Source organism: Paenibacillus sp. FSL R5-0473 (genome assembly GCF_038004565.1).
Taxonomy (GTDB): domain Bacteria; phylum Bacillota; class Bacilli; order Paenibacillales; family Paenibacillaceae; genus Paenibacillus; species Paenibacillus amylolyticus.
On the sequence record NZ_JBBORL010000001.1, the window covers coordinates 6,808,236 to 6,833,366 of the forward strand.

Annotated in this window: 15 protein-coding genes, 13 tRNA genes and 4 rRNA genes; 29 read left to right on the forward strand and 3 right to left on the reverse strand. The window is 46.7% G+C overall.

Annotated features, from left to right (window positions below):
* Positions 1–56 precede the first annotated feature (56 nt).
* A complete protein-coding gene (gene cwlD, locus MKY28_RS29840; RefSeq protein WP_036607212.1) occupies positions 57–812 on the forward strand; it encodes an N-acetylmuramoyl-L-alanine amidase CwlD in 756 nt (251 codons plus the stop codon).
* A 79-nt stretch (positions 813–891) separates the two neighbouring features.
* Positions 892–1,992 (forward strand): Mrp/NBP35 family ATP-binding protein, encoded by a 1,101-nt coding sequence (locus MKY28_RS29845; RefSeq protein ID WP_340937759.1) that lies wholly within the window; start codon positions 892–894, stop codon positions 1,990–1,992.
* A gap of 88 nt (positions 1,993–2,080) precedes the next feature.
* Here MKY28_RS29845 and gerD read toward each other — a convergent pair whose 3' ends face one another.
* Positions 2,081–2,830: a spore germination lipoprotein GerD gene (gerD, locus tag MKY28_RS29850; protein ID WP_076254717.1), complete on the reverse strand. Its 750-nt coding sequence runs from the start codon at positions 2,828–2,830 to the stop codon at positions 2,081–2,083.
* A 125-nt stretch (positions 2,831–2,955) separates the two neighbouring features.
* Here gerD and MKY28_RS29855 point away from each other — a divergent pair, with 125 nt between their 5' ends.
* On the forward strand, positions 2,956–3,588 hold the full coding sequence (locus MKY28_RS29855) for a KinB-signaling pathway activation protein (RefSeq protein ID WP_340937761.1): 633 nt from the start codon (positions 2,956–2,958) through the stop codon (positions 3,586–3,588).
* A 98-nt stretch (positions 3,589–3,686) separates the two neighbouring features.
* Here MKY28_RS29855 and pdaB read toward each other — a convergent pair whose 3' ends face one another.
* Entirely contained in the window at positions 3,687–4,463 is a 777-nt protein-coding gene (gene pdaB, locus MKY28_RS29860) for a polysaccharide deacetylase family sporulation protein PdaB (protein ID WP_036607219.1), read from the reverse strand.
* A 122-nt stretch (positions 4,464–4,585) separates the two neighbouring features.
* Between pdaB and MKY28_RS29865 the strand changes: the two genes are divergently transcribed.
* From MKY28_RS29865 to MKY28_RS29955, 19 genes are all read left to right on the forward strand, one after another.
* A complete protein-coding gene (locus MKY28_RS29865) occupies positions 4,586–5,203 on the forward strand; it encodes a stage II sporulation protein M (protein ID WP_036607221.1) in 618 nt (205 codons plus the stop codon).
* A 155-nt stretch (positions 5,204–5,358) separates the two neighbouring features.
* A complete protein-coding gene (locus MKY28_RS29870; protein WP_017692114.1) occupies positions 5,359–5,589 on the forward strand; it encodes a hypothetical protein in 231 nt (76 codons plus the stop codon).
* Between the two features lie 479 nt (positions 5,590–6,068).
* Positions 6,069–7,621: ribosomal RNA gene (locus MKY28_RS29875) — 16S ribosomal RNA — on the forward strand.
* Between the two features lie 158 nt (positions 7,622–7,779).
* Positions 7,780–7,896, forward strand: a 5S ribosomal RNA gene (gene rrf, locus MKY28_RS29880).
* A 36-nt stretch (positions 7,897–7,932) separates the two neighbouring features.
* Positions 7,933–8,009: transfer RNA gene (locus MKY28_RS29885), tRNA-Ile, on the forward strand.
* A 22-nt stretch (positions 8,010–8,031) separates the two neighbouring features.
* Positions 8,032–8,107: transfer RNA gene (locus MKY28_RS29890), tRNA-Ala, on the forward strand.
* A gap of 208 nt (positions 8,108–8,315) precedes the next feature.
* Positions 8,316–11,241, forward strand: a 23S ribosomal RNA gene (locus tag MKY28_RS29895).
* A gap of 78 nt (positions 11,242–11,319) precedes the next feature.
* Positions 11,320–11,436: ribosomal RNA gene (gene rrf / locus MKY28_RS29900) — 5S ribosomal RNA — on the forward strand.
* Together the 16S, 23S and 5S rRNA genes with 13 tRNA genes alongside form the textbook arrangement of a ribosomal RNA operon.
* An 83-nt stretch (positions 11,437–11,519) precedes the next feature.
* A tRNA-Asn gene (locus MKY28_RS29905) sits at positions 11,520–11,595 on the forward strand.
* 3 nt (positions 11,596–11,598) lie between these two features.
* Positions 11,599–11,671, forward strand: a tRNA-Thr gene (locus MKY28_RS29910).
* A 10-nt stretch (positions 11,672–11,681) separates the two neighbouring features.
* Positions 11,682–11,753, forward strand: a tRNA-Glu gene (locus MKY28_RS29915).
* Positions 11,754–11,760: 7 nt separating this feature from the next.
* Positions 11,761–11,836, forward strand: a tRNA-Val gene (locus tag MKY28_RS29920).
* A 9-nt stretch (positions 11,837–11,845) separates the two neighbouring features.
* Positions 11,846–11,920, forward strand: a tRNA-Gln gene (locus tag MKY28_RS29925).
* A gap of 9 nt (positions 11,921–11,929) precedes the next feature.
* Positions 11,930–12,005: transfer RNA gene (locus MKY28_RS29930), tRNA-Lys, on the forward strand.
* A gap of 6 nt (positions 12,006–12,011) precedes the next feature.
* Positions 12,012–12,092 (forward strand) — tRNA-Leu (locus MKY28_RS29935).
* A 10-nt stretch (positions 12,093–12,102) separates the two neighbouring features.
* Positions 12,103–12,177 (forward strand) — tRNA-Gly (locus tag MKY28_RS29940).
* A gap of 8 nt (positions 12,178–12,185) precedes the next feature.
* A tRNA-Arg gene (locus MKY28_RS29945) sits at positions 12,186–12,262 on the forward strand.
* Between the two features lie 15 nt (positions 12,263–12,277).
* Positions 12,278–12,351 (forward strand) — tRNA-Pro (locus tag MKY28_RS29950).
* Positions 12,352–12,362: 11 nt separating this feature from the next.
* Positions 12,363–12,433: transfer RNA gene (locus MKY28_RS29955), tRNA-Gly, on the forward strand.
* Between the two features lie 235 nt (positions 12,434–12,668).
* Here MKY28_RS29955 and MKY28_RS29960 read toward each other — a convergent pair.
* Positions 12,669–13,016, reverse strand: a complete 348-nt coding sequence (locus MKY28_RS29960; protein ID WP_076328832.1) for a WGxxGxxG family protein — start codon at positions 13,014–13,016, stop codon at positions 12,669–12,671.
* A 577-nt stretch (positions 13,017–13,593) separates the two neighbouring features.
* On the opposite strand from MKY28_RS29960, the gene ppc reads away from it, so the two are divergent.
* The 7 genes from ppc (at position 13,594) to glmS (ending at position 24,549) form a co-directional block, all read left to right on the forward strand.
* Positions 13,594–16,386, forward strand: a complete 2,793-nt coding sequence (gene ppc / locus MKY28_RS29965) for a phosphoenolpyruvate carboxylase (protein WP_340937764.1) — start codon at positions 13,594–13,596, stop codon at positions 16,384–16,386.
* 260 nt (positions 16,387–16,646) lie between these two features.
* Positions 16,647–17,213, forward strand: coding sequence for an RNA polymerase sigma factor SigW (sigW, locus tag MKY28_RS29970; protein WP_036614044.1), 567 nt, complete (start codon positions 16,647–16,649; stop codon positions 17,211–17,213).
* A 136-nt stretch (positions 17,214–17,349) separates the two neighbouring features.
* The gene (locus tag MKY28_RS29975; protein WP_036614042.1) at positions 17,350–17,964 is read left to right on the forward strand and encodes a zf-HC2 domain-containing protein; all 615 of its coding nucleotides are present in this window, start codon (positions 17,350–17,352) and stop codon (positions 17,962–17,964) included.
* A gap of 315 nt (positions 17,965–18,279) precedes the next feature.
* On the forward strand, positions 18,280–19,116 hold the full coding sequence (cdaA, locus tag MKY28_RS29980; RefSeq protein ID WP_017692119.1) for a diadenylate cyclase CdaA: 837 nt from the start codon (positions 18,280–18,282) through the stop codon (positions 19,114–19,116).
* Positions 19,109–20,602: a CdaR family protein gene (locus MKY28_RS29985; protein WP_076328833.1), complete on the forward strand. Its 1,494-nt coding sequence runs from the start codon at positions 19,109–19,111 to the stop codon at positions 20,600–20,602. The genes cdaA and MKY28_RS29985 overlap by 8 nt, the downstream gene beginning before the upstream one ends.
* A 73-nt stretch (positions 20,603–20,675) precedes the next feature.
* Positions 20,676–22,016 carry a phosphoglucosamine mutase gene (gene glmM / locus MKY28_RS29990; protein WP_017692121.1) on the forward strand — a complete coding sequence of 447 codons (1,341 nt, stop codon included), beginning with the start codon at positions 20,676–20,678 and terminating at the stop codon, positions 22,014–22,016.
* Between the two features lie 700 nt (positions 22,017–22,716).
* Positions 22,717–24,549, forward strand: coding sequence for a glutamine--fructose-6-phosphate transaminase (isomerizing) (glmS, locus tag MKY28_RS29995; protein ID WP_036668148.1), 1,833 nt, complete (start codon positions 22,717–22,719; stop codon positions 24,547–24,549).
* Positions 24,550–25,131: the final 582 nt, after the last annotated feature.

Sequence of the window (25,131 nt, forward strand, 5' to 3'; positions counted from 1 at the left end):
CCATCTTGTCCCATATAGATGATTAGAGTCATTTATAGGGACGAGGTGGTTTTTTTATGCGTAAAAATATGGGGAAACACTTTGTAGTCTGGATTAGGCTAAAAACAATCAAAAGGGTCATGTTGAGTCTCTGTCTACTGGCCATGTTAGTGGCGGTAATGTCCTATGAACTGCCTTCCGCTAAGACGTCAGGTTATTGGAGTTTGCCGATGGCGGGTAAAGTCATTGCCATTGATGCAGGACACGGAGGTCCAGATGGAGGAGCGGTAAGTAAACAGGGGGTTATTGAAAAAGATATCAACCTGTCTATCGCCCTGTATGTGAGAGATTATTTGCAACAGGCAGGGGCCTTAGTGGTTATGACACGAGAAATAGACACTGATTTGGCGGAATCGGACACCAAGGGGTACTCCAAACGCAAGACGGAAGATCTGAAACAAAGAGTACGACGGATAGAGGATAAGCAAGCAGATCTCTTTATCAGCATTCACATGAACAGTGTCCCATCCAACCGATGGAGTGGAGCGCAGGTTTTCTATACAACTAACCATCCGGATAACGAAGGTTTGGCTAATTTGCTTCAACAAGAGATGGTTCGTAATCTGGAGAATACAGATCGAATCGCCAAAACGGTGAATACGGTTTATCTGTTACAGGCTCTGAAGATCCCTTCAGCGCTGGTAGAAGTGGGTTTCCTTTCTCATCCGGAAGAGGCACGTATGCTTGCTGACGAAGCTTATCAACGCAAGGTAGCTGCATCGATCTATAATGGAATTCTCAGATATTCCTCAGGAGAACGGCCTAAAAGTTAGTCAGAACAAGAAAGGTAATGATATAATTGGATCAGCATACCTAATTACATGCCAATAGATAAAGCTGAGGTGCTGTCTGATGTTATCAAAAGAACAGATACTTGAACTATTACAGCCATTACAAGAACCACAATTGGGAGTAAGTCTGACCGAACTGGAATGGTTTCGAGATATTATGGTGAAAGAAAATCATGTGGCTCTGACCATAGTGACACTGGAAAATCGACCTGAGGATACAACAGCTTTGAGTGATGCAGCGCGTAATCTGTTGTCCCAGCACGGACTGAAGGATGTACATATTCGTGTGCGTGCAGCTTCTGAGCATGATCGTGAGAGCCTGAATATGGGACAACCCGATAATGAGCCAGATCGGGACGAAGTGCTCGTAAAAGGTCACGCAGCGGGTCTGGATGGACATGAGCTGTTAAGTCCTGACTCAGGTGTTCGTTTTATTGCTGTGGCCAGTGGTAAAGGTGGCGTTGGTAAATCAACGGTAACCGTTAATCTGGCTGCAGCCTTGGCACGTCAAGGCAAGAAAGTGGGCTTAATTGATGCGGATATCTATGGCTTCAGTGTACCCGACATGATGGGGATTGAAGAATATCCGGTCGTTGAAGATGGTGTTATTCAACCGGTTGAACGTTTTGGCGTCAAAGTCATGTCGATGGGCTTCTTTATTCGGGAGAACAACCCGGTAATCTGGCGTGGACCCATGCTAGGTCGGATGCTACGTCAGTTCTTTACGGATGTCCAGTGGGGCGAATTGGATTATATATTACTGGATTTGCCACCAGGTACGGGAGATGTTGCTTTGGATGTGCATCAGATGTTGCCACAGAGTAAGGAAATCATCGTTACCACGCCACATGCAACAGCAGCTTTTGTCGCAGCACGAGCGGGTGCGATGGCTATTCAGACCGATCATGAGTTACTTGGTGTGGTTGAGAATATGGCTTACTATGAGTGTGGCAGTTGCGGAGAGAAGGATTATGTCTTTGGTCGTGGAGGCGGGGGAAGACTTGCGGAAAGTCTGCATACAAGCCTGCTTGCCCAGATTCCATTAGGCACGCCGGATAATCATCCTTCCGAGCCTGATTTCTCACCATCTGTATACAAAGCTGAATCCCGTATAGGGGCTATCTACGATGAAGTTGCCCGGTCCATTGAATCCAAATTCTAATGGTATGAGTGTTATAAATACAAATAAAGCCTGCGTCCATTTGGATGCAGGCTTTTCAGTATCTGTGGTGCGTATTAACACCTACTGTTTATGATCCGCCGCCCGAATCTCCACTGCTTCCACCATCGCCGCCATCACCACCACCTTCGCCCTGACCCTCTTGCTGTCCGCCTTGCTCTTGCCCCTGTTGTCCGCCACTTTCTACTTTGGGTTGCAATTCCTCCTGCACAACCTTTTTAAGCAAAGTGAGTACTTCCATACGGAACAACGGGTTTTGCATCACTTCCTGCATGACAGTCATCGTCTGTTTACGATAATCGGGAGTCTTCGTCATATCCATGAACATCTTGGATACCTCAGGTGACTTCATGATGTCTTCAACAGACTTTTGATATGTGGGATCTTTAATCAATTGCATATGAAGTTGTTTACTTTGTGCGTTGATCACTTTGGCAAATTCACCCGCAAACTGCGGATCGGTCATGATCTTTTCGAATTCCTTCTTATATTCGGGAGCTGTGATGGTATCTTTTACTGCAATACGTATTTGTTCCGAAGATTGCACAGGCATTAACATTTTCATACCAATGGATCCTGAAGCACCACCCGAACCGCCACCTTCTTCAGAACCGCTGCTTCCGCTGGATGAGCTTTGACCTGTAAGAGCTTCTTCCACCGCTTTCTTGCCTTCGTCACTTTTCAAAATATCTACAACCATTGTTTTCATCTCTTTATAACTGCCCTGAGGAGGCGAAGAACTCTGATCTGAACCGCAGCCGGCAAGCATGACGGATAGCCCCAGTACGACACAGCATAGCTGCCACAAAGGCCGTTTCATGTGTACAATCCCTCCTTGATTAGATACTGGATGTAGTATGTGATGGGAAAGGGGGAAATATGTTGAGCAATGATGGTTTTTTGCTGAGAAGGTTGGTAAAATAAACACTCGGGGGTGGAAAACATTTGAATTTACGTAGATGGTTTTTCCTGTTTTGGACAGCCTTGCTTATTGGGGCCGCGGGAGCATTGGGTACAGGATTGATTATGATGCTGGTGAACGGGGAGAAAACAAATGGATTGAATGATTTTCTTCTGTATCTTTTGATCTTATTTGGATCAGGGGTTATGATCAGCGTGTATTCACAAATGGGTTTCTTTGCATATCTGATATTGAATTATATGGGTAAAGGTGTATTTCCAAAGCGCGGTTGGCAGATCGTGCAGATTGTACTAACGGTGTTAGCCCTGCTTGACGTGATGTTTTTACGCCTGTTTGTTGGGGGAGACCGGGAGCGCATATCGGATATTGTGTTAGGTATCATTATTTTGGCAGCTGCAATTGTTACCGCTTACGTTAAAGTAAAGTTGACTCATATCTCTGCGCTCGTACCTACACTCTTTTTCATGATTGCCGTCTCCATAGTGGAGACGATCGGCGTATTACGTATTGATGTGAATGCTGCAACCATATTTATTGTGGTTCCCTTGCTCCTATGTAATGCATACCAAATGCTGATATTGCACAGGCTGGTGGATGTATCGACGAACCGGAGTGTAAGTGGAAAGGCAGAACAGTTGAAAGAAAGCCGAGCATAGAATTCATTTTGCATAAAAAACATACCAAAAAGAGCTAACCTGGTTAGCTCTTTTCAACTTTTAAGCACTTATTTGAGCTATAGCTCATAATTGAGTAATCATTGACCGCTGGCTTGGTCACGAACTTCCTTACCTTCCACACTGGAATGGTTGAGCAACTCAGACACGGTAACAAATTCATAGCCCTGATTTTTCAACTTGTCGATAATTACAGGGAGTGCTTCATGCGTTTGTTTGGAGGAATCGCTTGCATGCAGCAGTACGATGTCCCCTGGATGTGCCTTGCTTACTACGCGATCAACAATGGTCTGTACACCAGGGTTTTTCCAATCTAAGGAGTCTGTATCCCACTGCACAACCTGATAATTCAGACTATTGGCTACCTGAAGCACTCGCTTGTCAAAGTCCCCGTTGGGCAGACGTAGTAATTTCGGTTCTTTTCCCGTTAAATCGGTTAAAATGCTATGAGCTGTCGAAATTTCTTTGCGAATTTCTTCTTCAGTCAGGCTGCTGTAGTTCTCATGTCTGTGACCATGGCTGCCAATTTCATATCCTGCCTCTTTGATGGCAGTAACAATTTCGGGGTGTGTCTTGCTCCAGGGGGAGGAAAGGAAAAAGGTTGCCTTCTGCACTTTATTCTCCTGAAGAACTTTCAGAATTGGCTCCGTCCGTTTATCCCCCCAGCTAATGTCAAAGGTGAGTGCGATTACCTTCTTCTCGGTTGGAACGCTGTAGACGGCGGATGGTGCTTCCTCCGAGAATACGGAGACATTGCCTCTCTCCAGATAGATAATACCGATCGCAAAGATGGCAGCAACGAGGACAATCAGGTACCGTTTAATCTTTTTGCCGCTAAATACATAGAACGAGTTCATTTCAATAAGCGCCCCTCTCCCATAAGAAATGCTTGTTTACTCTCCAATGTATGCTCGTACTGCCCAGTTATTCGTCACTGATCCTTGTTTGTCCATCATTTTAGATTCTACAGGAGGTTATTATGTTAAAATTCAGTACATTTCTTAAAGATCTTGGTTCCATCCGTAGTGCATTAATCTGGTCCGTAGTTTTGTTTGCTGTTGGTATAGGGGCAGGATGGGTGAGTACAGGGCCACTGGAAGAACTGTTGTTGAACCAAATCGGAGGATTACGTGAAGTCAGTGAACGGCTGGAGCAGGGGGGCAATGTGCAATGGAACTTCTTTCTGTTTATCTTTTTCAATAATGCCATCAAAAGTGTACTTGTCATCTATGCCGGTATATTCTTCGGAATTCTGCCTGTCATCTTCCTGCTGATCAATGGGATGGTCCTTGGATTTGTGGTGCACACCACGATGAATTATGGAGCAAGCTTCTATGACATTGTGGTTAAAGGTTTACTTCCGCATGGCATTATTGAGATTCCGGTCATTATCATTGCTTGCGCCTTCGGACTGAAGTTTGGTGGTCTGGTTATCAAAAGCCTTGCACAACTTGGAAGTGACAAGCGAAATACGATGGGTACCCGGTGGAGAGCATTCATGAATAGGACGCTAACGGCATCCTTTTGGGTTGTCATCTTGCTTCTTGTTGCAGCAATCATCGAAAGCACACTTACGTATACTCTGGTGAGAGGATAAAATTTTGTGATGGTTGGCATTCATAAATTTTCAGAAAGTTGACCATAACAATAAAACGGGTTTCAGCAGCACCCACAAAAGCGAGAATGCACGGGGTGTTGCATGAAACTTGTGTAAGTGTGATAAAGAGGCTATGCACAAAAAGGAGAACTCTAATGCTGGGTATGTTGTTTAATGAGAAGGAATGCAAGGAACTGGACTATGTGCTGCGTAAAGAATTAGATGAGATGCTTTTCGATCTAAGTGATAATCGTCTTGACCAAGAGATCAAATATGCTATCGCGAGCCGATATAAGACTGTGTTCCGCATGTATGCACGCTTTGCCCCGCCAAAAGAGTTGTCCAAGTACGCCAGAGGTGGGAAGCTGAAAAAGTCGAAGCCATAATGCTAAAGCTGGTCATATATTCGATTTACAGTAGTGGAAGGGAGGTGCGGCTCTTCATAGCGGGTGCTGTACCTCTGAACTATGAGAATGTGAAATTGCTGAGGGGTTCATACTTTTTGTCGAAAAAGGGTTGACCTTTCTAATTTCATATGGTAAATTAATTTTCGTTCCTTTTTTAGGAGCGGTTCACGGAAACAAGCATGAAAATAAAGCGATTGAAAATAATTGAAAAAATAATGCTTGCAAAGAGAACTTCAACATGATATATTATAAAAGTCGCCGCTGAAACGACGACAATATGAAAAACAGCACTAAATTGAATGTTTGATCTTTGAAAACTGAACAACGAGTGAGTTAACATTCTGCTTGCAGAATGAACGCGAAAGTTTGAAACAAGCCTTGGCTTGAATCGACTGGAGCACAAATGAGATTTTTAATCTCGTCAGATTCAAAATGAGCTTATCGCTCTTTTCAATACTTTATTGGAGAGTTTGATCCTGGCTCAGGACGAACGCTGGCGGCATGCCTAATACATGCAAGTCGAGCGGACTTGAAGAGAAGCTTGCTTCTCGGATGGTTAGCGGCGGACGGGTGAGTAACACGTAGGCAACCTGCCCTCAAGTTTGGGACAACTACCGGAAACGGTAGCTAATACCGAATAATTGTTTTCTTCGCCTGAAGGGAACTGGAAAGACGGAGCAATCTGTCACTTGGGGATGGGCCTGCGGCGCATTAGCTAGTTGGTGAGGTAACGGCTCACCAAGGCGACGATGCGTAGCCGACCTGAGAGGGTGATCGGCCACACTGGGACTGAGACACGGCCCAGACTCCTACGGGAGGCAGCAGTAGGGAATCTTCCGCAATGGGCGAAAGCCTGACGGAGCAATGCCGCGTGAGTGATGAAGGTTTTCGGATCGTAAAGCTCTGTTGCCAGGGAAGAACGCTTGGGAGAGTAACTGCTCTCAAGGTGACGGTACCTGAGAAGAAAGCCCCGGCTAACTACGTGCCAGCAGCCGCGGTAATACGTAGGGGGCAAGCGTTGTCCGGAATTATTGGGCGTAAAGCGCGCGCAGGCGGTCATTTAAGTCTGGTGTTTAATCCCGGGGCTCAACCCCGGATCGCACTGGAAACTGGGTGACTTGAGTGCAGAAGAGGAGAGTGGAATTCCACGTGTAGCGGTGAAATGCGTAGATATGTGGAGGAACACCAGTGGCGAAGGCGACTCTCTGGGCTGTAACTGACGCTGAGGCGCGAAAGCGTGGGGAGCAAACAGGATTAGATACCCTGGTAGTCCACGCCGTAAACGATGAGTGCTAGGTGTTAGGGGTTTCGATACCCTTGGTGCCGAAGTTAACACATTAAGCACTCCGCCTGGGGAGTACGGTCGCAAGACTGAAACTCAAAGGAATTGACGGGGACCCGCACAAGCAGTGGAGTATGTGGTTTAATTCGAAGCAACGCGAAGAACCTTACCAGGTCTTGACATCTGAATGACCGGTGCAGAGATGTACCTTTTCTTCGGAACATTCAAGACAGGTGGTGCATGGTTGTCGTCAGCTCGTGTCGTGAGATGTTGGGTTAAGTCCCGCAACGAGCGCAACCCTTATATTTAGTTGCCAGCACTTCGGGTGGGCACTCTAGATAGACTGCCGGTGACAAACCGGAGGAAGGTGGGGATGACGTCAAATCATCATGCCCCTTATGACCTGGGCTACACACGTACTACAATGGCCGGTACAACGGGCTGCGAAATCGCGAGATGGAGCCAATCCCAACAAAGCCGGTCTCAGTTCGGATTGCAGGCTGCAACTCGCCTGCATGAAGTCGGAATTGCTAGTAATCGCGGATCAGCATGCCGCGGTGAATACGTTCCCGGGTCTTGTACACACCGCCCGTCACACCACGAGAGTTTATAACACCCGAAGTCGGTGGGGTAACCGCAAGGAGCCAGCCGCCGAAGGTGGGATAGATGATTGGGGTGAAGTCGTAACAAGGTAGCCGTATCGGAAGGTGCGGCTGGATCACCTCCTTTCTATGGAGAATCGTTTCCTGCAACGGAAACATTCAAATAAGCAGGTTCTTAGAACCTGCAACAGCGATTCATTTCGGTCCGTCACTTCGGTGTGGATGAAATGAAGAGCACAAGCAACTCACTCGTTGCTCAGTTTTGAGAGCTCAAACTCTCAAACGTTTGGTGGCGATAGCGAAGGGGTTCCACACGTTCCCATCCCGAACACGACCGTTAAGCCCTTCAGCGTCGATGGTACTTGGACCGCAGGGTCCTGGGAGAGTAGAACGCCGCCAAGCGTAACCCATTTTGGGTTCGAATAGTATATGTAATGTGGGCCCTTAGCTCAGTTGGTTAGAGCGCACCTCTGATAAGGGTGAGGCCGGTGGTTCGAGTCCACCAGGGCCCACCATCTATACCTTTAAACTTTATATGGGGCCATAGCTCAGCTGGGAGAGCGCCTGCCTTGCAAGCAGGAGGTCAGCGGTTCGATCCCGCTTGGCTCCACCAAAAAAAAGTTTTACAAGTTTGTTCTTTGAAAACTAGATATCGAAACGAAACAAACGCGAATTAGAACATTCCTTTAAGCTGAACTTGTGCAAACAAGTCAAGTGTATAAAGGTAGTTAAATTGCTTTTGTGATGGTATCGGGTGAGAGCGACTTTTGGCTTTGCGCAAGCAAAACAAGGGAAGCGAGCGACCGAAACCGGAACAAAATGGTTAAGCTACTAAGAGCACACGGAGGATGCCTAGGCGCTAGGAGCCGATGAAGGACGTGGCGAACAACGAAACTGCCTCGGGGAGCTGTAAGCAAGCTTTGATCCGGGGGTGTCCGAATGGGGAAACCCAGCTGGGGTAATTTCCAGTTACACCTAACTGAATACATAGGTTAGTGTGAGGCATACCAGGGGAACTGAAACATCTAAGTACCCTGAGGAAGAGAAAACAATAGTGATTCCGTCAGTAGCGGCGAGCGAACGCGGAGAAGCCCAAACCAGAGAGCTTGCTCTTTGGGGTTGTGGGACGTCTCACATGGAGTTACAAAGGAACCGGTTAAGCGAAGAGGTCTGGAAAGGCCCGCCAAAGAAGGTAAAAGCCCTGTAGTTGAAAGTTGGTTCCCTCCGAGACGGATCCCGAGTAGTGCGGGGCACGTGAAACCCCGTATGAATCCGGCAGGACCATCTGCCAAGGCTAAATACTTCCTAGCGACCGATAGTGAAGCAGTACCGTGAGGGAAAGGTGAAAAGCACCCCGGAAGGGGAGTGAAATAGAACCTGAAACCGTGTGCTTACAAAAAGTCAGAGCCCGTTTTAGGGGTGATGGCGTGCCTTTTGTAGAATGAACCGGCGAGTTACGTTCCCGTGCAAGGTTAAGGTGAAGAGCCGGAGCCGCAGCGAAAGCGAGTCTGAATAGGGCGATGTAGTACGTGGACGTAGACCCGAAACCGGGTGATCTACCCCTGTCCAGGGTGAAGGTGCGGTAACACGCACTGGAGGCCCGAACCCACGCATGTTGAAAAATGCGGGGATGAGGTGGGGGTAGCGGAGAAATTCCAATCGAACTCGGAGATAGCTGGTTCTCCCCGAAATAGCTTTAGGGCTAGCCTCGGAAAACAGAGTCGTGGAGGTAGAGCACTGATTGGGTGCGGGGCCCGCAAGGGTTACCAAGCTCAGTCAAACTCCGAATGCCATAGACTTACTTCCGGGAGTCAGACAGTGAGTGCTAAGATCCATTGTCAAAAGGGAAACAGCCCAGACCATCAGCTAAGGTCCCCAAGTGTGTGTTAAGTGGGAAAGGATGTGGAGTTGCACAGACAACCAGGATGTTGGCTTAGAAGCAGCCATCATTGAAAGAGTGCGTAATAGCTCACTGGTCGAGTGACTCTGCGCCGAAAATGTAACGGGGCTAAACACACCACCGAAGCTATGGCTTGATGCTTTGCATCAGGGGTAGGGGAGCGTTGTATAAGGGTTGAAGGTGTACCGTAAGGAGCGCTGGACATTATACAAGTGAGAATGCCGGTATGAGTAACGAAAAGATCAGTGAGAATCTGATCCGCCGAAAGCCTAAGGGTTCCTGAGGAAGGCTCGTCCGCTCAGGGTAAGTCGGGACCTAAGGCGAGGCCGAAAGGCGTAGTCGAAGGACAACAGGTCGAAATTCCTGTACCACCGTAAGCCGTTATGAGCAATGGGGGGACGCAGTAGGGTAGTGACGCGGACTGATGGATGTCCGTCTAAGCAGTGAGGCTGATGTGTAGGCAAATCCGCACATTGTAAGGCTGAGCTGTGATGGGGAGCGAAAATTATAGTAGCGAAGGTCATGATCTCACACTGCCAAGAAAAGCCTCTAGCCAGGTGATGGTGCCCGTACCGCAAACCGACACAGGTAGGCGAGAAGAGTATTCTAAGGCGCGCGGAAGAACTCTCGTTAAGGAACTCGGCAAAATGACCCCGTAACTTCGGGAGAAGGGGTGCCCCGGTAGTGTGAATAGCACGAGGGGGCCGCAGTGAAAAGGCCCAAGCGACTGTTTAGCAAAAACACAGGTCTGTGCGAAGCCGTAAGGCGAAGTATACGGGCTGACGCCTGCCCGGTGCTGGAAGGTTAAGGGGAGTGGTTAGGAGCAATCCGAAGCTGTGAACCGAAGCCCCAGTAAACGGCGGCCGTAACTATAACGGTCCTAAGGTAGCGAAATTCCTTGTCAGGTAAATTCTGACCCGCACGAATGGCGTAACGACTTGGGCGCTGTCTCAACGAGAGATCCGGTGAAATTTTAATACCTGTGAAGATGCAGGTTACCCGCGACAAGACGGAAAGACCCCATGGAGCTTTACTGCAGCTTGATATTGAATTTGGGTACGATCTGTACAGGATAGGTGGGAGCCTTTGAAACGTGAGCGCCAGCTTGCGTGGAGGCAACGTTGGGATACCACCCTGATCGTATCTAGGTTCTAACCTGGTACCGTAATCCGGTGCGGGGACAGTGTCAGGTGGGCAGTTTGACTGGGGCGGTCGCCTCCTAAAGAGTAACGGAGGCGCCCAAAGGTTCCCTCAGAATGGTTGGAAATCATTCGAAGAGTGCAAAGGCATAAGGGAGCTTGACTGCGAGACCTACAAGTCGAGCAGGGACGAAAGTCGGGCTTAGTGATCCGGTGGTACCGCATGGAAGGGCCATCGCTCAACGGATAAAAGCTACCCTGGGGATAACAGGCTTATCTCCCCCAAGAGTCCACATCGACGGGGAGGTTTGGCACCTCGATGTCGGCTCATCGCATCCTGGGGCTGAAGTAGGTCCCAAGGGTTGGGCTGTTCGCCCATTAAAGCGGTACGCGAGCTGGGTTCAGAACGTCGTGAGACAGTTCGGTCCCTATCTGTCGTGGGCGTAGGAAATTTGAGAGGAGCTGTCCTTAGTACGAGAGGACCGGGATGGACGTACCGCTGGTGTACCAGTTGTTCCGCCAGGAGCACCGCTGGGTAGCTATGTACGGACGGGATAAACGCTGAAAGCATCTAAGCGTGAAGCCCCCCTCAAGATGAGATTTCCCAGTATGTAAGACCCCTTGAAGACGACGAGGTAGATAGGCTGGGGGTGGAAGTGCAGCAATGCATGGAGCTGACCAGTACTAATCGGTCGAGGGCTTATCCAATAGCAAGTTGTAATTCGCGTGTTTCGTTTCGAATCTAGTTTTCAGAGAACGATCTCTGAATGTAAGCTAAGCTATGCGTTTGGTGGCGATGGCGGAGGGGTTCCACACGTACCCATCCCGAACACGACCGTTAAGCCCTCTAGCGCCGATGGTACTTGGACCGCAGGGTCCTGGGAGAGTAGGACGCCGCCAAGCGAACTCTTTCATCATACATAGAAAACAGGCTCTGCATGTGGACGTTGTACGATGAATTGCATTTGCCCTGCAAATGCATATATTCCCTGATAGCTCAGTTGGTAGAGCACTCGACTGTTAATCGAGTTGTCACAGGTTCGAGCCCTGTTCGGGGAGCCATTTGCTCTCATAGCTCAGTAGGTAGAGTGCATCCATGGTAAGGATGAGGTCACCGGTTCGATCCCGGTTGAGAGCTTTGGAAATGGGGCCCGTTGGTCAAGGGGTTAAGACACCTCCCTTTCACGGAGGTAACAGGGGTTCGAATCCCCTACGGGTCATATAGTTGGAGGCTTAGCTCAGCTGGGAGAGCATCTGCCTTACAAGCAGAGGGTCGGGGGTTCGATCCCCTCAGCCTCCACCATATTTTTATTGGGGATTAGCCAAGCGGTAAGGCAACGGACTTTGACTCCGTCATGCATAGGTTCAAATCCTATATCCCCAGCCATTTTAGTATGAGTCATTAGCTCAGTTGGTAGAGCACCTGACTTTTAATCAGGGTGTCGAAGGTTCGAGCCCTTCATGACTCACCATCATATGCGCGTGTGGCGGAATTGGCAGACGCACTAGACTTAGGATCTAGCGTCTTTGACGTGGGGGTTCAAGTCCCTCCACGCGCATCCTTTATTTGCGGAAGTGGCTCAGCGGTAGAGCATCGCCTTGCCAAGGCGAGGGTCGCGGGTTCGATTCCCGTCTTCCGCTCCAATATTTTTGCGCCCTTAGCTCAGCTGGATAGAGCGTTTGACTACGAATCAAAAGGCCGGGAGTTCGAATCTCTCAGGGCGCGCCATTATTTTTTTAGTATCGGGATGTAGCTCAGCTTGGTAGAGCACCTGGTTTGGGACCAGGGGGTCGCATGTTCAAATCGTGTCATCCCGATTTTTGTTTACGCGGGTGTAGTTCAATGGTAGAACTTTAGCCTTCCAAGCTAATAGCGTGGGTTCGATTCCCATCACCCGCTTACAGAATGTAATGAAAGAGCCTTTGCAGATGCAGAGGCTTTTTTATTTTATTTAACGAAATAATCAGCAGTTATTTTATATAATAATTTATGTAAAGTATAATACAGGTTTATTTAAAAAAAGAGCCAAGACCCCTTTACTATCCAAATAGGGAGGTCTTGGCTCTTCTGTTTATCTTTGTGGATGAGCTGCCTCTAAGACGCAGCAGCTATTGTATAGTGAAGAGCGCACAATTTAACGTTCGTTATGGTCCGTTACTCTTTTACGCATGCCAGCTAATCCAAGCAGTCCCAACAAACCAAGCCAGCCCCAATCCATGCCGTTGTCACGGTCGGTTGTTGTGGCGTTTGCCCGAACATTGTTGGTACGATAGTCACCATTGTTGCGGTAGTTTCCATCCATGTTCATATTCATGTTGGAATTAGTGTTTGTGCGGTCCATGTAGTTGGTGTCCTGATAAGACCGGACACGTGAGCCGGTTGTATCCATTCCTTTGGACATATGACCATCAGCAGCAGCAGGGCCAGCCATCGCGGCCACCAGAAGCACGGAAGCAATAATTGTTGTACCTTTCTTCATCATGTGGATTCCTCCTTTTTAGTAAGAGCTACAGATTAATCTGCCCAAGAAGACAAGTACAATATGTAGAAATAGTCTGTTAAGATATACCTTTGAGTCCAATTGAATAACAACATACATAAGAAACTTGCCTAGTAAGCAGACTGTAGTGGGAAGAAAATTATAATTACATCTTTAATTTATTGCGTCACTGTGGTAAAGTATACAAAAGCTTGCTTTGCCGGTCATGTTTCTTTGTATATCATCTGTTCTCAAACAATGAAATTATGCGGTTTAACCTTAATATCAGGTACATCGGATCATATCTAAAAGAACTGTATATTTATGAGTTTTTAAGAATAGGTATGAGACTTTTGATTTATCTAAAGTACGTGAAAAAGGTATCATGCGACAGTATATGACCATTAATTGAAGCAGAACAAGAAAATGAATAAAAAAGCGTGTTTTTGTGCTGTAAATCGGGGATAATCCCCATTTTTTCTAGTAGAAAAATAAAGATTTTCGTACCATTTTATTGTATGATGTTATGAAGGTGTCAAATTTACGTGTACGAATGGAACGATCAGATGGGAGGATAAGCATGACTGAAACTATGGTAACCGCCAGCAAAAGCCAATCCAACAACCTGCTTCGGCGAGACGTGCGGTTCCTGGGCAATATACTCGGAGAAGTTCTTGTCCATCAAGGCGGCACGGAGCTTCTAGATATCGTTGAGAAGATTCGGGAAACGAGCAAATCGTTACGTGCAGAATTTCTGCCAGAACTCTATGCAGAGTTCAAAACGATGATCCAGGAATTAGACTCGGACAATCGTCACCAGGTTATTCGGGCTTTCGCTATTTATTTTCAATTAGTTAATATTGCTGAACAAAACCATCGGATCCGGCGTAAACGGGATTATGAACGTTCTGCTGGGGACGCTGTGCAGCCAGGATCGATTGAGAAAGCAGTACAGGATCTTAAGGAACGTGGACTGTCTCATACAGAGGTGGAAGAGATTCTCGACGATTTGTCGTTGGAACTCGTTATGACAGCTCACCCAACCGAAGCTATGCGCCGGGTTATTCTGGACATCCATAAACGGATATCCGAAGATGTCATGTCACTTGATAATCCTACGCTGACGTTGCGTGAACGTGAACAGTTGCGTGAGAAGCTGCTGAATGAGGTTATTACACTCTGGCAGACAGATGAACTTCGCGACCGCAAACCGACTGTACTTGATGAAGTGCGGAACGGGATGTATTACTTTCATGAAACGTTGTTCCACGTACTTCCGGATGTATATCAGGAGCTGGAACGCTGCCTGAACAAATTTTATCCTGACCATGACTGGCATGTGCCGACGTATTTGCGGTTCGGTTCCTGGATCGGTGGAGACCGGGATGGAAATCCTTCGGTAACTTCAGATGTAACATGGCAGACACTGTTGATGCAACGCAAGCTTGCTTTGCGTGAATACCAACGGATTATGATTGAACTTATGGGCCATCTCAGCTTCAGCACAAACATCATTCATGTATCGGATGAGCTGGTGCAGTCGATTGAGCAGGATCGTAATTCTGTTACATTGAAAAAAGTGGATATCTGGCGGAATGAAAAAGAGCCATACCGCATCAAATTGGCTTATATGATTGCCAAGCTGAACAATGTACTGGATGAAAACAAATTAGGTCAGCCTGACCGTTATCATAGCGCACAGGATTTGATTGATGAACTGATGATTATTGATCGAAGTCTGCGCCATCATTTTGCCGATTACGTAGCAGATACGACCATTCGCAAAATGATTCGTCAAGTCGAGTTGTTTGGTTTCCATACCGCAGCATTGGATGTGCGTCAGCACAGTAAGGAACATGAAAATGCGATGTCGGAGATTTTGGCGAAAATGAACATTGTAGAAGATTATGCGCGTCTGACTGAAGACGGTAAAATCGATCTGCTTGCTCGTTTGCTGGATGATCCACGTCCGCTTACTTCTCCTTATCACCAATACACGGAGGGAACCAAAGAGTGTCTGGAAGTCTTCCGTACCATCAAACGTGCCCAGAACGAATTTGGGAACGGCTGTATCACAAGTTACCTGATCAGTATGACGCAGGGCGCAAGTGATTTGCTGGAGGTTATGGTATTTGCCAAGGAAGTGGGCTTATTCACCAAAGGTCACAACGGTGACGTTGTATCTACACTTCAAGCGGTACCGCTGTTTGAAACGATTGATGATCTACATGCGGCTTCGGACATTATGCAGAAGCTGTTCAACCTTCCTGTATACCGCGCAAGCGTAAAAGGACGGAATGAACTGCATGAAATCATGCTTGGTTATTCAGACAGTAACAAGGATGGCGGCGTGGTTACTGCCAACTGGGAACTGCGCGTAGCGATGAATGCCATCACGGCTGTAGGTAATGAACACGGCGTTAAGCTGAAGTTCTTCCATGGACGTGGCGGGGCTCTTGGACGTGGCGGCATGCCACTCAACCGCAGTATTCTTGCTCAACCACCACATACGATTGGTGGGGGCATCAAGATTACGGAGCAGGGAGAGGTTATTTCTTCCCGTTATTCCCTTCAGGGGATTGCATACCGCAGTCTGGAGCAGGCAACTTCGGCTCTAATCACAGCAGCACTTAATGGGCTTGAGCCGCAAGAGTCAGCATCCGAACGTCATTGGGACAGCATCATCAAAGAGATTTCGGAAGTATCTCTGACGAAATATCAGGATTTGATTTTCCGTGATCCGGACTTCTTCACCTTCTTCAAGGAATCCACACCGCTTCCAGAGGTGGGTGAACTGAATATTGGTTCACGTCCGTCCAAGCGGAAGGGTAGCGACAAGTTCGAAGATCTGAGAGCAATTCCTTGGGTATTTGCTTGGACGCAAAGTCGTTATCTGCTTCCGGCATGGTATGCGGCAGGAACAGGATTGCAAAGTTACTATCAGGATAAAGAGGAAAATCTGGTTGTCCTGAAAGAAATGTATGCAAGCTTCCCATTCTTCCGTACATTAATTGATACGGTACAGATGGCCGTAGCCAAGGCAGATCTGGTCATTGCCAAAGAATATTCAGCCATGACTTCGAACAAGGAAGCCCGTGATCGCATCTACGGTCAGATTGAAGCCGAATTCAAGCTCACAAAAGAGCTGATTCTGAAAATTACGGGAGAAGCTGAAATTCTGGATGATGTACCGGTTATTCAAGAATCCATTCGCCTTCGTAACCCTTATGTGGATCCGTTGTCCTACATGCAGGTTCAACTTCTGAGCGAGCTCAGAGATATGCGTGAACGTGGTGAGGATGATACGGAACTGCTTAGAGAAGTGTTGCTGACAATCAATGGAATCGCTGCAGGACTTCGTAATACAGGTTGATTATCAATTTGTTGTGAATGATGATTATATGTAACAAAGTGCCCATTACTTTGTTAACTAAAAAGCTCCATTCTCTGCTCTACGGAGTAAGAGATGAAACGGGACTCCTGCGGGAGTTCCCGTTTTTACTGTTTTTGGCGGATATTTGTCATACAGTCTTGATTTTTGACCAAAGTTGATTTACGATTTGATTGGTGAATTACAAGTGTGGACGGGTATCAGAAGACGGAAGACCCATCAGCATGTCTGGGGGAATAAGGGTGGACAATTTGGAGAACAGGCTTATTAAACTGGTGCTCAAGGGCGACCAGAGAGCCTTTGCAGAAATCGTTGAACTATATAAGGACAAGCTATTTCATTTGGCATATCGGATGCTGAACAATCGTCATGAAGCTGAAGACGTTGTGCAGGAGACGTTTTTGCGTGTGTTTCGTAATATGGAGAAGTACGATCCGAACCAGAAGTTTTCAACCTGGATCTACCGGATCGCAACGAATCTGTGTATTGACCGACTGCGCAGAAAGAAACCTTCATACTCATTGGATGCTGAACTGAATGATCAGGAAGGATCTGATGGTTATGCGATGCTCCCGAGTGATGATCGTACACCGGAGAGTGAAGCGCTCCTGTCAGAAACGCAGACACTCATTCGTGAGGCCATTGACAGTTTGCCAGCCAAGTATAAGTCCGTTATGATTCTGAGATATTTACAGGACTTGTCGCTACAGGAAATCAGTGATGTGACAGGTATGCCCGTAACAACGATCAAGACACGCGTTCATCGGGGCCGTGATTTTCTACGTAAAAAATTGGAGTATAAGTTATAAATGTTAAGCGCCTTTAAAAATGGGCGAAATTATTTGAAACATATCCGAAACGGATGCGTATGTAATGTATGCAAGTCTTATGCGTGCTTTTTAATGGCACATGGACTAAGTGATTTAAGAAAGGATTGGCTCTCATATGGATTGCAACTCGGCCGTCTCTTTAATGCATGAATGTTTGGATGAGTCGTTGTCCCCGGCCCAGAAGGTTGAACTGAAAAGTCACCTTGTGATCTGTCCGGATTGTCGCATGCGCTTTAAAGAGTTGGAACAGACGGAAATGTTACTCTTTGCCATGAAACACTATTCACCGTCTGCCTCTGATGAGCTGACCAATCGAATTATGAATGCTCTGCCCCAGCCCAAGAGACAGCAAGCATGGCTCAAATGGGTCAAAGGACATCCCGCGCTGACGGCGGCAGCCTTCTTTTTGGTCGTGATGCTCTTTAGCGCCTTGAATTTCTGGAATCAGAATAACGAAATGGTTGTTAAGGGAAATAATCTGGACCAGATCGTGATTCAGGGTAACACGGTTATTGTTCCTGAAGGTAAGTCAATTGCTGGCGATCTTACGATAGAAAATGGAACCGCACAAGTATATGGTGATGTGAACGGCAATCTGACGGTTATCGACGGACAACTGTTTCAGGCTTCAACGGCGCATATTTCAGGTCAGGTGAAAAGTATTGATCAGGCGCTGGACTGGTTCTGGTACAAAATAACCAATATGGTAAATGAAGTGGCTTATCGCTAGAACAGGGTAAAATTCTTCAATGGTATATACCAAGCAGGGTACCTCCAGATTGCATGGGGTACTCTTTTTTTATACGCAAACTTTGTAATTCATGGTAAATGTGATGTTTATGTGCAGTTTGAGACTGCCGTAACTTGCAACCTGAACGTTAACGTTATAACCTAGATACTAAAGAGAACATACTACTACATATAGATAAGCATTTTGCACAAATCAAATAATGCAAAAATGCGGAGACAAAGGATTATATAAAATCCTAATGGGTTAATATGAGATCAGGGTTTACTCATCAATGGGGATAGCGGGGGCTGGCTTATGAATTATTTTGCTGACTTAACGTGGACAGAGTCCATTAAGGACGTTATCGATATATTGATCGTTACCTATATTATGTACAAACTGATTTTGCTTGTGCGGGGGACACGTGCGGTTCAGCTCCTAAAAGGGATTCTGTTCCTTGTGCTGATCTGGGCATTAAGTACGTGGCTAAACTTGTATACGCTCAAATGGTTAATGAACCAGATGTTTACGTTTGGTGTCGTTGCGGTCTTCATTATCTTTCAGCCGGAACTACGTCGTGGTCTGGAGCAATTGGGACGCGGTAAGCTGTTTGGACGTTCAGCGGCAGCGAGTGATGAAGAACTAACCGTGTTAATTGGTGAGATTATTAAGTCAGTTAATTATTTGTCACGGCGTAAAATTGGCGCTTTGGTCGTATTTGAACGTGAAACAGGTCTGAACGATTACACGGAATCGGGCATTAAGATGCACTCTCTGGTCAGCTCGGAGCTGATGATTAACATCTTTATTCCAAATACACCGCTCCATGATGGAGCCGTTATTATACAGGGAAAACAGATTTCGGCGGCAGCTTGTTATTTGCCATTATCAGAGAATCCTTTTATCAGTAAGGAATTGGGAACACGTCACCGTGCAGCAATCGGGATTACCGAAGTTGCAGATGCGATCTGTTTGGTTGTCTCCGAGGAGACTGGACAAGTGTCACTTGCAATGAATGGACAGGTCGTTCGTGATATTAAGGAAGAATCGCTGATTGCCAAACTGTATGAGGAGTTGCGCCCTACATCCAATCTGAAAAAGAATGGCTGGACAACCTTCTGGAAACGGAAGGGAGGACGTAACAATGGATAAGTGGTTTAACAATAATAACTTTGCCAAAATACTTGCGCTTGCGGTGAGCCTGTTGCTCTGGTTCATGATTCATCTGGATGAAGTACCAACCACCCCTACGATTACAACAGGGACAACCAACAAGGTTGTGGAACGTACGGTGCCTGTTCAACCTTATGGATTAGACAGCAACAGCTATGTGCTCACTTCATTAAGTACGGATGAGGTCCGGCTGGAGATTAAAGGACAGCGCTCGATGCTAACATCGATTTTTACGAATGACGATTACAAGGTACTGGTCGATCTGAGTCAGGTGAAAGATGGGTCCAATACACTGCCACTTGTACCTGATTTGCCTTCCGGGGTAGAAGTGGTCAGCATGGAACCTTCCATGGTTACGGTGAACGTAGAAAAATTGGGCACCAAATCCTTCAATGTGAATATTGTACCCGAAGGGGAACCATCCGCCGGATACAGCGCTGGAACGCCCGTAACTGAACCTTCGACGCCGGTTAAGGTAACTCTGCCCGAAGGGCAACTCGAGGCTGTAGCGAAGGTCCAGGGCAGTGTGAGCGTGAAAGATGCCAAGGAAGATGTCATACAGAAAAAAGTGAAGCTTCAAGCATACGATGCTGAAGGCAAGGTCCTTGAAAATGCGATTATAACGCCTCAAACGGTTGAAGTCCGAGTTCCGGTCAATCAGCCCTATACATCTGTACCCTTAAGAATCAAATATTCGGGACAGCTTCCGGAAGGCCTGGTACTCTCCACGGTAGAGCCAAACGTGAAAGAAGTCTCGGTTTATGGATCAGAGGATGCGCTTGCAGGTATACAGTCCTACGACCAAGTAACCCTTGATCTTACACAGTTTGATCAGTCGGGTACATCGACAGTTAACGTGGACTTGACGCCGCCTTCCGGTTTTGAGAAAATCGAGCCTAGTTCGATTCAGATCAAGGTAACCATATCACCATTTGACGAGGCAGAGGAGACAACCAAAGTCTTTCCGAACGTCCCCATCACACTTACCGGTGCGGGGAATGGACTGGAAGGGACGCTGGTTACGCCTCGAAGCGGCGGTCTGAACCTCACACTTACAGGCTCAGCAAGTATGCTTGAGGGTCTGAGTAGTGATGATCTCACGTTAACTGGGGATCTTGCTGGACTTGCGGTCGGAACGCATGAGATCAAGCTTGAAGCCGACCTGCCCCGTTATGCCAAACTGGATGAATCATCCACTGCATTGAGTGCGACGGTCAAAATTAGCGAAAAGGCTGAAGATACCACGACCACTCCTGGCGAAGAACCGACGGACGAGGGAACGGTAGCACCTGACCCAACACCAGCAGAGGTTGAAAATGGGGAAACAGAGCCTGTTCCTGATGAAGAAGAAACGGAATCGAATACGGATACTCAGGATCAGGGTCAACAGGGGAGCACAAGCAGTCGAGGTAATTTAAATAATAATAACAGCGGTACTGGCAGTAAAAGTGGCGCGAATCCGTAAACGTTCTAATTTTAAAATTCTCAAAAAAATAATAATAGTGCTCGTATATGATGCGAATAGAAGGAGTTAAATCATGGGGAAATATTTTGGTACAGATGGTGTAAGAGGGGTTGCCAATAAAGAGTTAACGGCAGAGCTGGCTTACAGCATTGGACGTTGTGGTGGTTACGTGCTTGCAGGTGGTGTGGAAAGACCAAAAGTGGTTATCGGCATGGATACTCGTATCTCGGGATTGATGTTGGAATCCGCACTGGTTGCAGGTCTGTTGTCCATTGGCGCTGATGTGATCCGTCTGGGCGTGGTATCCACTCCGGGAGTGGCGTATATTGCACGTTTGTTGAAAGCTGACGCGGGCGTGATGATCTCGGCTTCCCACAATCCGGTTGAGGATAACGGAATCAAGTTCTTTGGTGGAGATGGCTTCAAGCTGTCTGATGAAACAGAGAACCGGATTGAAGAACTGATGGATGCGGAGACAGATCAATTGCCACGGCCAGTTGGTGGCGGGCTGGGTACTGTAACGACAGATGAAGAGTCCCGTTATCGTTACCTTGATTTCCTGAAAACGACTGTAAATGAATCGTTCTCTGGACTTAAAATTGTTTTGGACTGTGCAAACGGAGCAGCTTATGAGCTGGCACCAAAATTGTTCAGTGAACTAGGTGCAGAAGTCATTGCCATTGGCGCTGAGCCTAACGGCCTGAATATTAATGAGCAATGTGGATCAACTCATCCAGAGAACCTGAAACAAGAAGTGCTCAAACATAAAGCAGATTTGGGTCTTGCTTTTGACGGGGATGCAGATCGTCTGATTGCTATTGATGAGACAGGCGCTGAGGTGGATGGAGACTTCATTCTGTGTATCTGTGGTGATGCGATGAATCGTGCAGGCAAGTTGAAGGACAGTACTGTTGTATCGACCGTTATGAGTAACATCGGATTCTACAAAGCAACAGAGAAACTTGCACTGAAAACAGCTAAAACGGCAGTAGGTGATCGTTATGTGATGGAGGAAATGCGTCGCGGCGGTTACAACTTGGGTGGAGAACAATCTGGCCATGTTATTTTCCTGGATTACAATACAACTGGAGACGGTATGCTGACTGCGATTCAACTCGTGGATACGCTCAAGGCTTCCGGTAAAAAACTGAGTGAACTAAAAGCGCTAATGACCCAGTACCCACAAGTATTGGTGAATGTACGTGTTGAAGATAAGAGTAAATACGAGGGCAATGCTGCAATCGAGCAAGCTATTGCTACAGTAGAACAGCAACTCGGCGATAATGGACGTGTACTCGTTCGGGCTTCAGGTACTGAATCTCTGATCCGTGTTATGGCGGAAGGACCAGATAAAGACGAACTTGAACAATTTGTGTCTCAAATCGCAGATGTGGTGCAAAAAGAGCTGGTATAGGACTGGAAGATGTAAGAGGCTTAATATAACATGATTTAGGACTTATGCATGGATATTCCTGCGTCCCGACCTGATGAGACCATAGGTCTGTTTATCCGGTCGGGATTGTAGGTAAATATGCTAAAATTGTCACAGGTACTTTGCTCCATTGCAAAATGGACCTGACGTGCATATAATGAGTGGAGTCGTCATTCAGACACAGAAAGTGAGGAACGTAAGGTTACAGTTATACAAGCGCCAGAGCTTGGAGTTGCGCGGGATGATGTTGATCAGGATTTCTTCTAGGTTGAAGAACGCTGATTAAGATCAACGGCAATCAAGCTGACGAGGTGGAGGTGTTCGGATTGTTCGGCGGGGACCTCCCGGTGAAGCACCAGAGCCGTAAACCGGATTGCGGAAAATGGATAGGTGACTGTCCACACAACGCGCCGGTGCAGGTGCAAGAGTTAAACTAAAATTCAAATGAATGTGCGTGAAGAGCGTAAACAGTACGCGGACGGGAAAATGATGTACATTCATGATTGCATTCATTACAGCTTATGATGACAGCGGGGCGACACGAGGTCGCTCTGATCATTGATAATTGAATAAGTACCAAGTATTCATGAAACGCTAGGCAATCACTCATTTTTCCGATATGCCGCCTCTGCCTGTTTCTCTTCGTGACACAGTATTCATATACAAACGGAGGAAATAAATTATGTGCGGTATTGTTGGATATATTGGTAATAAGAACACTCAGTCGGTATTGGTTGAAGGATTGAAGAAACTCGAGTATCGTGGTTATGATTCTGCAGGTATCGCAGTATTCACACCGGAAGGTCTGCAAATCACGAAAGCTCTTGGTCGTCTTGCGAACCTTGAAGCCAAGCTGGATGGTGCACCATTGGTAGGTAATGCCGGAATCGGACACACACGTTGGGCAACTCATGGTAAACCATCGGATGAGAACTCTCATCCACACACAGATGGAAGCCAGAAGTTCTCTGTTGTGCATAACGGTATTATTGAGAACTACCTGGATCTGAAGGACGAATTGATGGCTCAAGGTCACACGTTCACTTCCGAGACAGATACTGAGGTTATCTCTCACTTGATCGCACGTGAATACAATGGTGATATCGTCAAAACAGTTCAAAAAGTGATCACGTTGTTGCGTGGCGCATTTGCACTGGGTGTATTGACAGAGCATGAGCCAGAGAAACTCGTAGCAGTGCGTCAAGCAAGCCCATTGATTATTGGTATTGGTGAAGGCGAGAACTTCATTGGTTCCGACATCCCGGCAATTCTGGAACATACACGTAATGTGTACATTCTGAATGATGGTGAAATGGCTGTATTGACACATGATGCTGTCGAATTGATGACGATTGAAGGTAACTTTATTTCTCGGGAAATGATTCGTGTCGATTGGGATGCTGTAACCGCAGAAAAAGGCGGATTTGAGCACTTCATGTTGAAAGAAATTCATGAGCAACCAAAAGCATATCGTGATACTATGCTGGGTCGCATAGATAATGAAGGCAAAAAAGTTCAACTTCCTGAGTTGAAAATGACTGAAGAACAAATTAAAAATATCCGTAACGTTCAAATCATTGCATGTGGTACAGCGTACCATGCAGGCCTGGTTGGACGTACAGTGATTGAGCAATTGGTACGTATTCCGGTTGAAACAGATGTGGCTTCCGAGTACCGCTACCGTTCCCCAATCGTGCACAAAGATACACTTGTAATCGTAGTGAGCCAATCCGGTGAAACTGCCGATACGCTTGCTGCATTGCGTGAAGCACAATCCAATGGTGCACATGTACTGGCAATCACAAACGTAGTGGGTAGCTCCATTGCACGTGATGCAGATGATGTTATCGCAACATTGGCAGGTCCTGAAATTGCAGTAGCTTCTACCAAAGCGTATACTTCGCAATTGATCGCGTTTAACTTGCTTGGTCTGTACCTTGCACAAGTTCGTGGTACTCAATCTGCAGAAGAGATTGAACACACGCTGGCAGCAATGCAAGCATTGCCTGAGCAAGTGGAATCCATGTTGGAGCAAGCGGAAGCAATCAAAGGATATGCAGAGCAAATCTCCAAACATGAACATCTCTTCTTCATTGGCCGTGGTCTTGACTATGCAGTAGCTCAAGAAGGATCTTTGAAGCTGAAAGAGATCTCTTATATTCACTCCGAGGCGTATGCTGCGGGTGAGTTGAAACATGGTACGCTTGCATTGATCGAAGACGGTATCCCTGTTATTGCCCTGGCAACGCAGGAGAACGTACTTGAGAAAACAGTGAGCAACATTAAGGAAGTAAAAGCACGTGGCGCAGATGTATTGGCAATTACGTATGAAGAGCACGTAGCACCATTGCTGAAATCCGTAGACCAAGCGTTTGCGATTCCTAAGACGCTGCCACTGCTTAGCCCTGCTTTGTCTGTAGTTGCGCTGCAATTGCTGGCATACTATGCTTCCCTGGCACTGGGTCATGATGTAGATAAACCACGTAACCTGGCGAAAAGTGTAACGGTTGAGTAAGGTATTCTGTACAAATTAGTTTATTGTCGGATGATATGGATAACGGGTTGATCAAAAGATTCAGTAAACTAATACAGTATAAACAAAATAATGGTCCTGATGACTCTAAGTCATCAGGACTTTTTTGATGTTTCAGGAGGGTGGTTCTAAATATTAGAACCACCTTATTTGTGTTTTTGCATTGTAAATTGCGGTCATTCATTGGACGAAAATCCATCAGATTATAAAGTATCTTAGGAAGAGTATCCTTTTGTAATTCTCACATTTGAAATATTCTTCGTGCACGAATGTAATCAACTTCTTAAAGAGAATCATTAACCTTCGCAACTCGTAAGTGCAAATATATCCCCAAGAAGGATGCGGATCGGGCATAAAAGATCATTTGAATGGTAAAGGAAGATGACTGAACGTGACGGGTACATCTTTCAGCAACTCACAAAATGGTATGCCAAGAAGCAACAATGCGCTCGATGAAGAAGCTTATTACGCGAAGTAAAATTATTGACCGTTCAATTCGGACTCAGAACGCGATTGTAATCTGCATGTAAATGAGTGAAGGACATCGGAAAGCGTATAAGGGAA